The organism is Microcystis sp. LE19-84.1B (assembly GCF_027531875.1).
In the GTDB taxonomy this organism is placed as follows: domain Bacteria; phylum Cyanobacteriota; class Cyanobacteriia; order Cyanobacteriales; family Microcystaceae; genus Microcystis; species Microcystis panniformis.
In genome coordinates this window covers 15,754-27,503 of sequence record NZ_JAPZSR010000127.1, presented here as the reverse complement: position 1 = coordinate 27,503, position 11,750 = coordinate 15,754, and the positions used below count along the sequence as shown (strand labels likewise).

Below are 11,750 nucleotides of genomic sequence, written 5' to 3'. Positions count from 1 at the left end.
AAGGAAATAATAATTCCCATTATTATTCTACTAATGACAGTAGCCTAGTTACTCAGGAGCCGGATACGGCGAAAGTCGTAAGTCCGGTTTTGAAGCAGGGGGTGGGAAGGCGACTTCCTGCTCTACTGTAACGGGTGTGGGGTGTGGGGTGTGGGGTGTGGGGAGTTTTCTCAGTGAACTGATAACTGATAACTGATAACTGATAACTGATAACTGACTTCTAACCCCACCAACAAACTTTTTCAGCAGACCCTAAATACACTAATATTGACATTCTCTAATCCGTACTACGAAAAGTATTGCCTAAAAAATACGGATGTTTATTGCCAGAGTGATTGCCCTTGTCTATAAATTGACATACTACTACTATGCTACTTAGTGAAGTGCGGAATGTGGGTCTTAACTAAGAAAAGGTGCGATATCGATGGGGAACCAATCTCCGTCTAATACTTGTTCGAGAGTTAATATAGACTCTAGGGGAATTGTATTTTTATCGACAATTCTCCCATCAATTAGGGTTTGTCTTGCGTCTGAATAGGCTTCCCCAAAGGAATTAAGGGCATGATTTTTCAGTGTTGGGGTTTTCATCTTTTTTTTCAGTTGCACTCGAAAAGCGGCTATCTCTCCTAGCCAATGACGCGCGTTTCGTTCTCTTTCCGTTGTCCAATAACTCAGTTTTAAAAGATGAATTAATAGTTGAGTTAATAAACTTTCGACAGCTTGGCGCTCGCTTTTTCCCATGCACTCTACTTCCTCGATCAGATTTTCCCAGTCCACTCTGTTAAACTCTTTTCGCTTTAAAAGTTCGGCGGTTTTTTCTGTCCAGAGAACAAAATCTTCCTCGTAGAGAACGGAGAGCGATAGCGGGGTTTGTGCGGTCATAATAGATTTCTGGCGTTGCTGATTTGTGATAGGAATCTTGTTGTGTGGGGTTTTTAAAACCTAGAGCCAAAGTAGCTTTTGCATAGAATGCACGGTTGGCATTCATAGCTTGAGTCAGCAACACCAGCAGCAGAAAAATTAATTCTGACTCAAGAATAAACTGGGCAATCCGATAAGATTATCTTGCTTAAAAAAGATCGAATTTTGTTGTCGCAATTTACCGATTAATCTTGTTACTGTTACTCTGGTAGTGCCGATGGCGCTGGCAATTTGAGCGTGAGTTAGGGGATAGGGAAGATAATAGCCTTCTAGACAGGGTTGACCGTATTCTTCCAATAATAGAACCAAGAACCCCATTAATCGATCGAGGGAGCGTTTTTGACCGAGAATACTCAACCAAAATAACTTACGCTGATATTGATGGCGAAAAGTTTCCATAACAGCCGATCGCAATTGCGGCCAGCGTTCTAGGTCTTCCCAGTATAACCAGACTAACTCGGTTCCGTCTAGATGAGCTTGGGCTTGTAATTGAAAGGGAAATTGAGAAACAATCTCAAAAGGTTGACCTGCACCCACAAAACCGAGAAATACTTCCTCACTATCGGCAATAGGTAGTTGACGGGGGGATTTTTGGTCGATAACGTTAACTTGTGCCTTACCAACAATACGAATCGCCCCAGATTCGACAAAGTATAACAGTCCGGGGCGCGTGGCTACTTTTTCATCTTTGGCAAAGGTATGGTTACGATAATGGGATTTTGCCCAGTTAAAGATTTCTGTTTCTTGACCGATTAAGGGTATAAAATCCGACGAAGGAACCGAAGAAGACATTAAAATTAATAACCCATTGGGGCGTTGAGGGAACTGTAAACTAATGTAACAAAAAATTTCTGCGATTGGGGGGGTCTTGTGGCCGCTAGATGCTTATTGGCAATAATCCCTAAAAGTTGCGGGGATTGAGCAGATAGGAGAATTATTAAGTATTCTTAACAGAACACCCGCCCCAATGTTACAAAAGCGAGATAATCACCTTATCTATTCTTAACTTTTTCTCGCTTTTCTGGGGACTATGGCATAAGATAGGATGCGTGACTATTAGTTTTCTATCTATGATATAGCGTTTCTCTTAAAGATGAAGTATAAATAAATTTGGCATTATCTCTTGGCGACCAGCTACTGTTAACCGTTCCCTGTTCCCTAAAACCAGATACTTCGTACCTCACTATTAAGATAACTGCTATAGATGATAGTTGATAGATAATTTAAATTTATACTTTTCCTTAAAAACTTCGGTCAAACTTGTATGAATAGCATTAGACAAAAAGTGGAATCCCTCTTGAATCAATTACCGGATGATTGTTCAATTGAAGATATTCAGTATCATTTATACGTTCTGGAGAAGGTGCGTCAAAGTTTGAGCGCGGCTTCTCTAGAGAATACAATCCCCCAAGAAGAAGTTGAGGGTCTTTTAAACAAATGGCTGATCGAGTGAATTATCGCCTTGTCTGGTCGCCCAAAGCAATTGAAGACGTGGATGCGATCGCATCTTATATTAGTCGAGATTCCCCGTCCTACGCGGCGGCCGTCGTGCGTCGAATTCTTGATATAAGCTATTCTTTAGAAAATTGTCCCCTAGAAGCGAAAAAATGCGCCGAATTTAGCGATGATACCATCCGAGAAAAGTCTGCCTATGCCTACCGTCTGATCTATCAAATTCAAGGGGCGGTAGTTATTATAGCGGCGATCGTCCATAGTAAGCATTTCTTGGATTGATCGAGTCAGTGATCAGTGATCAACCGTTAGGAGTAGGTCGTCAGGAGATAGGAGATAGGGTGTTGGGGTGTTGGGGTTTTAGGGTTTTAGTTGAAATTTCCCCACGTCCCCACTTCCCCACGTCCCCACGTCCCCACGTCCCCACGTCCCCACTTCCCCACTCCCTAATTCATAATTCATAATTCATAATTTCCACTTCTCCTAACCCCCACCCCCCAATTTTGAGCCTAATTCCCGCTTAATCCGGTTGAGAATCGAGGTTTCGTCGAGGGAATCGAGAATACTGGCTACCACTGCCTTCGGGCCATCGGGTCCCCAGGTGGCCCCATTAGCGAGATAGGTTTTCGTCACTTGGCCGATCGCGTAACAGGATACACCGGCAACCCCCGCTTGAGTCAGGGCGATCGAAGTATAGGGAAGGAGAGAAATGCCGCCAGTGGCAGGAATCGAGAGGCCGAGTAGTCCTTTGAGGGAACTTAAGCCCAAAACCGCTAAAAATTCGCTGGCACTAATGCCACCCATATTGAGGGCAATTTTTTGTAAAAGAGCGATCGCCCCCTGACGAGTTAAATCGATGCCGTATAAGCGAGAAAGAGCGAGAATCATGGCTAGATCGATAACTGCTCCCGTCAACAGATCCAACACCGTCACCGGATTGAGAGCGATCGCCGATGCTTTGATCATCACTGCTTTTTGAATCAATTGATTAGCACCGCGATCACGGATAGCCATTTTGCGGGCGACAATTTGCTCGTTTACCTCGTCCGCATACAGCATAGAATTGAGTGCTACGAGGGATTTACCCTCTCGCTCTAGAATTTCCAAAATTTTGAGTTTCAGGGCTTCTATCTGGGGGTTTCCCCGAAATCGTTGCGTTTTTAGCCGCCCATCCTGCCCTTTAACCGTCTCCGCCAAGAGGGGAGAGGCTGCCACCATAACAATCTCATCGGGGGAGAGTAGTTCTTTCACCCGTTCTGAGGCGATTTTCTCATAGATAGCGAGGCGATCGACTTCCGGATACTGATCGATTTTATTAAAGACCAAAATCATCGGTTTTCCCGCTTCCCGCAACTTGGCCAGAGCGGAAAATTCCACTTTGGTCATATCACCAGAGATGATAAAAAGGATTAAATCCACCTGCTGCGCCACCTGACAGGCGAGAATTTCCCTCGTTTGCCCATCTACCTCATCAATACCGGGAGTATCAAGCAATTGCACCTGAGCATTACCCTGGCCGTTCAGGGTCAGACGCTCTAGATTAGGGAAAGTATCATCGCTGCTTAACTGCCAATTTACCCCTTTAATGGTGCGGGTAACTCCGTGTAGAGGACCGGTTGTAAAGATTTCTTGACCGACTAGAGCATTTAAAATCGAGGATTTTCCCCGGCCCACCAGACCAAAAGCGGCAATTTGAATCAGGGAGCGATCGAGTTTTTCTAGCAGGGCCACTAGGCGATCGATCTCCGCTTCTAGACCAATTTTCTCGATCGAGGTAAGATCGAGACGCTCAACAAGTTTGCTCAGAGAATTGCGTGCCTGATTATAGTTGAGTTCTTCTTGAATAGTGCCGACACCTCGAAGCGCTTGTTCTAGGTCTTCGGTATTCCAAGCTCGATCGAGGAGCGGGTCAGAGGTCATTTCAGTTATCAGTTATCAGTTATCAGTTATCAGTTATCAGTGATTAAGTGGGTGGGTGTTAAAAATTGTCAGATACCTCCCTTATCAAGGGGAGATTAAGGGGGGATTAAAGGGGGAACCATCTTCAATTTAATTATAACCAGCTACTTTATTAAGGATAATCAGGATGAGTGTCATCTACGACTTGGAACACATCACCACCTATCATTATCGTAAACCGGTAACTTTTGGGGAACATCGGGCGATTTTTTTGCCTAGTGCCGGTCACGGTGAAAGAATTATCAGTTATTCTGTGGAGGCGAATATTGCCGCCAAAACGCGCTGGACTATGGATACTCTATCTAACAACGTGGTAGGGCTTGAATTTGCTGAAGCAGCCTCAGAATTAATCGTTACCTGTCGATTACGGGCGGAACATTTTGGCTTAAAAGCGATCGCTGATTTTCCCCTCGCTCAACGGGCGATCGAAATTCCTGTCCAATATACCCCCGATGAATGGTTAGATCTGGTGGTGTTTATGCGTCCCCACGCCGAGGATGCCGACGGCAGCTTGGCAGCTTGGGCTAAAAGTTTTGTAGCGGGGGACCAAGATAATACCCTCGATGCCATGGCAAGAATGATGGCGGCTATCAAAGATAATTTTACTTACCAATCCCGGGAGAGTGAAGGAACTCAATCCCCCGGAGAAACCCTGCGGCTAAAGTCGGGAACTTGTCGCGATTATGCTTGGTTAATGATCGAAGCTTTGCGAAGATTGGGTTTAGCCTGTCGTTTTGTCAGTGGCTATCTCTACGATGCTGCCCTCGACGGTGGTGAAGTGGGGATGACTGGCTCTGGTGCTACCCATGCTTGGTTACAGGTTTATCTACCGGGGGCAGGTTGGCGTAATTATGATCCGACTAATCAAATTACCGCCGGCTTTGATTTAATTCGAGTGGCGATCGCTCGTCATCCCGGTCAAATCATACCTCTTTCCGGTTCTTGGTTTGGTGATGCTGATGACTTTTTGTCGATGGATGTTAAAGTGACCATTCGCAAGCTGGGGACGCTGCCAGATTTTGATCCGAGGGAATAGGTTGAATTATCGGGTTTTTCCTTGACTGGCGATCGCGGAAAACGGGTTTCTCGGGGAAACCCGTTTTCTACTCATGCAATAAAGCGAAGATTGCCGTTAGGTTCTAGCATTTTTATCGATTTTTGTCAAGATATATTTGACACAATTTATTAGAAAAAGGGGTTCTTTTAGAAACCCTTTTTCTGCTTTCCAACTAATCCTATTTGACCTAATAGGTAAGGATAGTCCAGCAACAGCCGCTGCCAAAACAAACCCAAACTAAATAACCCCGTTTCCAACTAATCCTATTTGACCTAATAGGTAAGGAACACCCCTTGCAAAGTCTCATACTTTTCTAAAGTCTAGTAAAGAAATACATTAAATGTCAAGCCGTCCTCAAAGGACATTGTAGCCAATCTTCATTTTTTTCGATTGTACCACTGCCTTTACTTTTCAGATAAATTAAATCGCCGTAGTTTTCAATACTCTCATCATTAAGATTAATTTTATGGGAATAAACATCGATGGCTATAGTTACTCTATCTTGACCTTTTTCGGTGACAACAAGCTCAAATTTTTCGCTCTTTGGGTCTGTGATCGCTAATTTACAACAAAGGATAATAACTATCAGAATATTTATTATATTGAAAGATTTTTACTCCTTCGGTAGCGAGAATAGTGCCGACCATAATAGCGACGCTAATCGGACCGATATAGGCAAGATAAATAATAGTATTTTGGGGAGTTTTTTTCTTAAGTTTCTCTAGATTATAGCGTAGTATTTGCAGAAAAGCTTTCAGCATTTCTTGATCATAAATATCACAGGAGTAGTTAAAAATTAAATCTGTTTCGCTAATATTAAGATACTGGTCAAGATTATTTTGATGATCTTTGTATTTATTTTCTGTTTCGATGATATTAAAAAGCGATTGCAGAGCTTTATTACTATCGGCAGGATTAGCAATATTAATCACTATCGGTAGAGGAATTGCTCGATGTTTATAGAGGTCGTATTTCTGAGATTCTCGCCAGATACCGATGATAACTAGAGCTAAAGTAATCAGAAAAATTAGATCATATCCCTGACCAAATTGATCGGCAATTAGTGCTAAAATAGCGGCGATGGCTAATGCTGTATTGGTGAAAGGATTAAAGATAATATTATAGGGATATTGACGCAGATTACTCAGGACATTTTTAAGAGATTTCAGCATAATTTTACTAGAGATTTAGGGCATAATATCGAGAAGACACAGAGACAATTCGGGAAAAACTGCCGAACTAATGCGCTCATAAAGACGATATAATTTTTGTTGATATTCATCACCTTCTAGCTGATAAATAGTCAAAGTAGGCTGTTTGGGTTTACCGATAAAAGAGATGCCACCCAATCCGCGAAAATCGACAATCCAATATTCAGCAATACCTAAAGATGAGTATTCTTCAACTTTGCGTGCATAATCATCTTGCCAATTACTACTAACCACTTCTACCACTAATTTAATTGCTGGGGAGCTAGTTAAAATTGCTTGTTTTTCCCAGAGAGGTTCGGTGCTGAGAGCCACTTCATCTAAAATGATGACATCGGGACGTAAAGCAGTAGCTTGACCCGATTCTGGACGGAGCAAACAGTTTTTAGGAATTGTCCAGGGTAGATGTAATCGAAAAATTTCTCCCCACAGTCTTCCTGCGATTTTTCCCGCTACGGATTCCTGAGGTCCAGTGGGTTCCATGGGGAGCATCTCATTTATGCAAGTGAGTAATTATACTTATCCCCAAAACTGGTTTCTAGCAAGGCTTTCAAAATAGCTTGACATAAAAACCTGATTTAGGGGTTACAAAGGTGAGATGCTCCCGGTTCCATGTCTCGCAACTCCCCGTCAATTAATTGATAGCGTGGGTCATCTCCATACTGAGTCAAAAAATGTTCAAAAGTGAATAATTTAGGAGATAGGTAGGTCATGATTTTTATCGGATTAGACCTAAAACTTGTTGTTGTTATCTATGATACTAATGACTCGCCAGAATCGGAGGATTTTTGGGGTTAAAAAATCCTTAAAAAAACTCCCACCCCCGCTACCTTCCTTAATAAGTAGCTAGACAATTAATTACAGATAATTACTTAAGCAAAATTAATTACACATCCAGAGGCGGAAACTGTACGCTAAAGTAGTAGAAAGGGTCAATCCTCAAGAGGATGATGAGCGCTTCTATGGGATTTCCGAAGAAGCTGTCTCTAGATTGTTGGTGATGGGAGGTTCTCCTCCTCAACCACCCCCAAATCTCTACATCATCTAGCTTGTCCCCTAACTCTTGGTTGAAAATCGATGCAGTCTCTCCCCGACCTAAAACCCCGATTCTCTGGTTAGATGTGTCGATTACTCTCCCAGTCAGGGTTCTACCCTTTGGTATCGGGACTTTTACCCCCCCCAGTACCACCTTTTTGGAGATGCGTCGATTTGGGGGTCTGTCTTCCCCTCTCGATGAGACTTTCCAAGGGGTACTCCTTACCTATTAGGTCAAATAGGATTAGTTGGAAACAAGGTCGTTTCAGAGACTTTACCCTCAATCGCTTTCAAGACTCCTTACCTATTAGGTCAAATAGGATTAGTTGGAAACTCTTTTAGCTTCACAACCCGGCGAGGACTTCCTAAGAAATTACTTACCTATTAGGTCAAATAGGATTAGTTGGAAACAACCCGATCAAAGTCCCCACTGGCCAACTTGACCCCGACCTTACCTATTAGGTCAAATAGGATTAGTTGGAAACTCTACTAATCCCAAATATCCGTTAACTCGACCTGTCCTTACCTATTAGGTCAAATAGGATTAGTTGGAAACTAAAAAAGTAGGGCTAATTCATGAATTAGCCCTACTCTTATTCCTTACCTATTAGGTCAAATAGGATTAGTTGGAAACTTGAGTTGGTCTTCTTGGAGAGCCTAGAATTTGCCTTGACCTTACCTATTAGGTCAAATAGGATTAGTTGGAAACAATCGTTTTCTCCGATTCCGTGACTTTAGTTTCTAGACCTTACCTATTAGGTCAAATAGGTAAGGTTGGAAACTAAAAAAGTAGGGCTAATTCATGAATTAGCCCTACTCTTCTTCCTTACCTATTAGGTGAAATAGGATTAGTTGGAAACACTTTGATAACAGCAGTCTTAGAGATTTTATAATCCGCTCTCCTCTCCTTACCTATTAGGTCAAATAGGTAAGGTTGGAAACCTTCTCATAAGAAACAGGAGAAGCAGGGATTGAAGCGATTTTTTTATCCGTTAATTCCCCCTATCAATCCGTTAGGATTCCTAGGCAATTAACTAACAAGAAAAAGTCATGGCAGTCTTAGAAATGCTCACCGTTCCCTTTTGCTCTCCCCTTGCTGGCAGCCTTGGCGAATAGATAATTAAAATAACTCAAATAGGACTGCCCTAGCAGTTCTTTCTAGGTAAAGCGGCAATTTTTAATCAATTGTTAAAATATTAAAAGGATGCTAAAGATGGCGGCTAGGGTTTCCAGAGTGAGCTATCCTAGAGATACTACTTACTCCATCCTCCCCCATGCTCGATCGAGTTCTCCATAGTCGTTATCAAGTCCAACAGTTACTGGGAAAAAAAACTATCTTAGCTAGGGACAGACACACCACCCAGTTAGTTATCATTAAACTTATTTCTGTTCCTAGGGGTCAAGGGAGTCAGTTTATCGGAGAAATAACTGGTAAAATTGCCCTATTGCGACAACTCTCTCACCCATCTCTCCCCAAATACCTCGATAGCTTTGAGATAGATTCATCCCAGGAACCAATCATCGCTATTGTCCGACCTTATTTATCGGCGCAGCCTTTAGAAAACTATCTTAACTCCAGTTATTTGTTAGCAGAACAAGATCTCAAACAAATTGCCAAATATCTTTTGGAGATTCTCTCCTATCTCCATCAGCAGGATGTCCCCATTAACCACGGCAATATTAAACTTAGTAATATCCTCTTTGATACCCAGTCCCATCGTTTTTATCTAGTTGATTTTGCCTTTGATTCCGATTCTCCCACCACCGACTTACAGGATCTAGGCAAAAGTTTGATCAGTTTAGCCACGGGGATTAAGCATCGTTACATACCCGAAAACTTTGAGCAAAAAACTAATCTAAGCGCTTTTTTCATCTATTGGTTAAAAAGATTATCAAACGCCCCCCCAGACTCTCATTTTCGTTCGGTGACAGAAGCTTTAGCCAGCTTATATAGTTGTCAATTGATCCTAGTATCTATTGGCAATCTGACCAAACCCTACGGCAGCGAAGTTACTGTTTATAAAACAGATAATCTCCTAGAAATAAAAATCGCTAGTAAAACCAAACAAAAGTTTTTCAATAATCTCAAAACCCAGTTAAGACAGTTTTTACCATCCCTATTCTTTGCGATTACCCTCTTAACCATAGTCGGTATTTACGATATAAAACTGGTCGCTTTTTTAATCCCAATTATCCTAATTTTTCTGCTCAACTTAATCTCCTCTAGTTTATCTTGGCAGTTATGGAAATCTTTTTGGCAGGGGGAACTAGAGTTAAAAATTACCCCCAAAAAAGTTTCTCTCTATCAAAAACTCTGGGGACTAAAATTTAAACTAACTGCCGATGCCGCTAGTTCCGAAATTTATAGTCTCATTCGTCACAATGTCACTGTCACTATGGAGGGAGAAAATATTACTATTATTCCTCCTTGTCTGGTTCTCGTTGCCAACCATCGAGAATATATTATCACTGCCAGTGAAGATGTTAGCGAAGCCGAATTAGATTGGTTGGCACAACAATTAAGCGATTGGCTACGTTTACCGATTACGAGAATTTAAGGTGTATTAAGCTACGTTAACACACCCCAAATTTATCTATATTTAACCGATAACATCTTCCGATTTAATCAGATGTGCTTCTAGGAACCAGAGACGTTTATCGATGTCTCGGGAGATTTCCGTATAGAGATCCGCTGTGTCAGCATCCCCTTGATTGCCAGTGCTATCAATAGCAGAACGAAGATGGGAAGCGTATAAGGCATAACGTTCGGCTAAAGCAACGAGATGTTCACTACCATCGACGATATCAGCCGGATATTCTGGCAGAATCGAGTTAGCGGCGGCGATGCGTGCTGTTCCCAAAGCGGTTCCACCTAAAGCGGTAATCCGTTCTGCTACCATGTCCCCATAGTCTTCTAATTCCGTGGCCATTTCGTCGAAGAGGCTGTGCAATTGGTAGAAATTTAAACCTTTGACATTCCAGTGGGCCTGTTTAACCTGAGTTTTTAGGTCCAAACTAGCGGCAAGGGTTTGGCTTAGGATTTCAACCATAGCTTTGCGGATATCTAATGCTAAATCGATGCGGGTGGTGTAGTATTGTCCCGTGGTTTTGCTTTTGACTGGAGTGGCTACCATAATCTTTCTCCTTGATGAGTTAACAGAATACTTGATAATTTTCTCACTTGTGTCCGTATAGAGGGGACTGATTTTGATCCTACAATTAAGCTCAAGCTATACACATCCCCTTTCAGAATTGATTAACATCGCCCTCAGCCGTCAGCTAGATAATAGTGTTGATAACTAGAAAAATGGCTAATTAATTGAAAAATCAGAAGCTGACAGCTGATAGCTTAATTAATTATGCTCCTAAATAAGCCGCTAATTCTTCCGAACCACCAATTAACTTGCCGTTAATGAAGACTTGTGGGGTGGTGGTATTACCACTCATGGCCCGCAGAGAACGACTGGTGGCATCGCGTCCGAGGATAATTTCTTCGTATTGTAGGCCTTTTTCTTCTAACATTTTCTTAGCCCGGAGGCAGTAGGGACAGCCCACTTTCGAGAAAAGAGAGACTAAAGGCGGTTTTTTGGCTTCTGGGTTGATGTAGTGTAACATCGTTTCTGCATCGGAGACTTTGAAAGGATCTCCCGGTTCTTCCGGTTCGATGAACATTTTCTCGATAACACCATCTTTGACTAGCATCGAATAGCGCCAAGAACGTTTACCGAAACCTAAGTCAGCTTTATCGACTAACATCCCCATTCCTGCGCTAAATTCGCCGTTACCGTCGGGAATCAAGACGACATTATCACATTCTTGGTCCTTTGCCCACTCGTTCATGACAAAGGTATCATTCACCGACAAGCAAACAATACTATCTACGCCATTTTCCCGAAAAACTGGGGCTAATTCGTTATATCCGGGTAAATGGGAGGTGGAACAGGTGGGAGTGAATGCCCCGGGTAAGGCAAAAAGAACAACGGTTTTTCCTTTGAATAATTCCTCGCTGGTGATGTTCACCCATTGATTATTTTGACGTACAGGAAAGGTGACATCGGGAACTCTCTGCCCTTCTCGGTTTGGTAGCATAATCGTCAACTCCTAATCGCTAAGTCGTA

At 42.4% G+C, this 11,750-nt stretch carries 10 protein-coding genes, 2 pseudogenes and 1 CRISPR repeat array; of the genes and pseudogenes, 4 read left to right on the top strand and 8 right to left on the bottom strand.

The annotated features are described in order from the left end of the window. Positions 1-399: 399 nt before the first annotated feature. Together O9324_RS07595 and O9324_RS07590 are read right to left on the bottom strand one after the other, a co-directional pair. Positions 400-882, bottom strand: coding sequence for a DUF29 domain-containing protein (locus tag O9324_RS07595; protein WP_287630242.1), 483 nt, complete (start codon positions 880-882; stop codon positions 400-402). A 138-nt stretch (positions 883-1,020) separates the two neighbouring features. Continuing rightward, positions 1,021-1,713, bottom strand: a complete 693-nt coding sequence (locus tag O9324_RS07590) for a Crp/Fnr family transcriptional regulator (protein ID WP_288139875.1) — start codon at positions 1,711-1,713, stop codon at positions 1,021-1,023. Between the two features lie 472 nt (positions 1,714-2,185). Between O9324_RS07590 and O9324_RS07585 the strand changes: the two genes are divergently transcribed. Further along, positions 2,186-2,374, top strand: a complete 189-nt coding sequence (locus tag O9324_RS07585) for a hypothetical protein (protein ID WP_002752772.1) — start codon at positions 2,186-2,188, stop codon at positions 2,372-2,374. Continuing rightward, positions 2,359-2,655: a type II toxin-antitoxin system RelE/ParE family toxin gene (locus O9324_RS07580; protein WP_002737690.1), complete on the top strand. Its 297-nt coding sequence runs from the start codon at positions 2,359-2,361 to the stop codon at positions 2,653-2,655. Before O9324_RS07585 ends, O9324_RS07580 begins: the two co-directional genes overlap by 16 nt. A gap of 201 nt (positions 2,656-2,856) precedes the next feature. Here O9324_RS07580 and O9324_RS07575 read toward each other — a convergent pair whose 3' ends face one another. Continuing rightward, on the bottom strand, positions 2,857-4,293 hold the full coding sequence (locus O9324_RS07575) for a GTP-binding protein (RefSeq protein ID WP_288139874.1): 1,437 nt from the start codon (positions 4,291-4,293) through the stop codon (positions 2,857-2,859). 166 nt (positions 4,294-4,459) lie between these two features. Between O9324_RS07575 and O9324_RS07570 the strand changes: the two genes are divergently transcribed. Next, entirely contained in the window at positions 4,460-5,368 is a 909-nt protein-coding gene (locus O9324_RS07570; protein ID WP_002785686.1) for a transglutaminase family protein, read from the top strand. Positions 5,369-5,952: 584 nt separating this feature from the next. Here the strand turns inward: O9324_RS07570 and O9324_RS07565 are convergent. From O9324_RS07565 to O9324_RS07555, 3 genes and pseudogenes are all read right to left on the bottom strand, one after another. Further along, positions 5,953-6,561: a hypothetical protein gene (locus O9324_RS07565; protein ID WP_288139873.1), complete on the bottom strand. Its 609-nt coding sequence runs from the start codon at positions 6,559-6,561 to the stop codon at positions 5,953-5,955. Positions 6,562-6,576: 15 nt separating this feature from the next. Further along, positions 6,577-7,175 (bottom strand): annotated as a pseudogene (locus O9324_RS07560) (Uma2 family endonuclease). A gap of 36 nt (positions 7,176-7,211) precedes the next feature. Further along, positions 7,212-7,310: pseudogene (locus O9324_RS07555) on the bottom strand (Uma2 family endonuclease); the annotation flags it as partial. A gap of 543 nt (positions 7,311-7,853) precedes the next feature. Beyond that, a CRISPR array of direct repeats spans positions 7,854-8,574; the repeat unit is 35 nt; unit sequence CTTACCTATTAGGTCAAATAGGATTAGTTGGAAAC. Positions 8,575-8,906: 332 nt separating this feature from the next. On the opposite strand from O9324_RS07555, the gene O9324_RS07550 reads away from it, so the two are divergent. Then, positions 8,907-10,190 (top strand): protein kinase domain-containing protein, encoded by a 1,284-nt coding sequence (locus O9324_RS07550; RefSeq protein ID WP_288139871.1) that lies wholly within the window; start codon positions 8,907-8,909, stop codon positions 10,188-10,190. Positions 10,191-10,232: 42 nt separating this feature from the next. Here O9324_RS07550 and dps read toward each other — a convergent pair whose 3' ends face one another. Beyond that, positions 10,233-10,766: a DNA starvation/stationary phase protection protein Dps gene (gene dps, locus O9324_RS07545; protein ID WP_194033428.1), complete on the bottom strand. Its 534-nt coding sequence runs from the start codon at positions 10,764-10,766 to the stop codon at positions 10,233-10,235. A 223-nt stretch (positions 10,767-10,989) separates the two neighbouring features. Beyond that, the gene (locus O9324_RS07540) at positions 10,990-11,721 is read right to left on the bottom strand and encodes a glutathione peroxidase (protein WP_288139870.1); all 732 of its coding nucleotides are present in this window, start codon (positions 11,719-11,721) and stop codon (positions 10,990-10,992) included. Positions 11,722-11,750 lie beyond the last annotated feature (29 nt).

Excerpts from the sequence above, each read along its gene's own strand:
- O9324_RS07595 (WP_287630242.1), bottom strand. The coding sequence starts at position 882 with ATGACCGCACAAACCCCGCTATCGCTCTCCGTTCTCTACGAGGAAGAT.
- O9324_RS07590 (WP_288139875.1), bottom strand. The coding sequence starts at position 1,713 with ATGTCTTCTTCGGTTCCTTCGTCGGATTTTATACCCTTAATCGGTCAA.
- O9324_RS07585 (WP_002752772.1), top strand. The coding sequence starts at position 2,186 with ATGAATAGCATTAGACAAAAAGTGGAATCCCTCTTGAATCAATTACCG.
- O9324_RS07580 (WP_002737690.1), top strand. The coding sequence starts at position 2,359 with ATGGCTGATCGAGTGAATTATCGCCTTGTCTGGTCGCCCAAAGCAATT.
- O9324_RS07575 (WP_288139874.1), bottom strand. The coding sequence starts at position 4,293 with ATGACCTCTGACCCGCTCCTCGATCGAGCTTGGAATACCGAAGACCTA.
- O9324_RS07570 (WP_002785686.1), top strand. The coding sequence starts at position 4,460 with ATGAGTGTCATCTACGACTTGGAACACATCACCACCTATCATTATCGT.
- O9324_RS07565 (WP_288139873.1), bottom strand. The coding sequence starts at position 6,561 with ATGCTGAAATCTCTTAAAAATGTCCTGAGTAATCTGCGTCAATATCCC.
- O9324_RS07550 (WP_288139871.1), top strand. The coding sequence starts at position 8,907 with ATGCTCGATCGAGTTCTCCATAGTCGTTATCAAGTCCAACAGTTACTG.
- dps (WP_194033428.1), bottom strand. The coding sequence starts at position 10,766 with ATGGTAGCCACTCCAGTCAAAAGCAAAACCACGGGACAATACTACACC.
- O9324_RS07540 (WP_288139870.1), bottom strand. The coding sequence starts at position 11,721 with ATGCTACCAAACCGAGAAGGGCAGAGAGTTCCCGATGTCACCTTTCCT.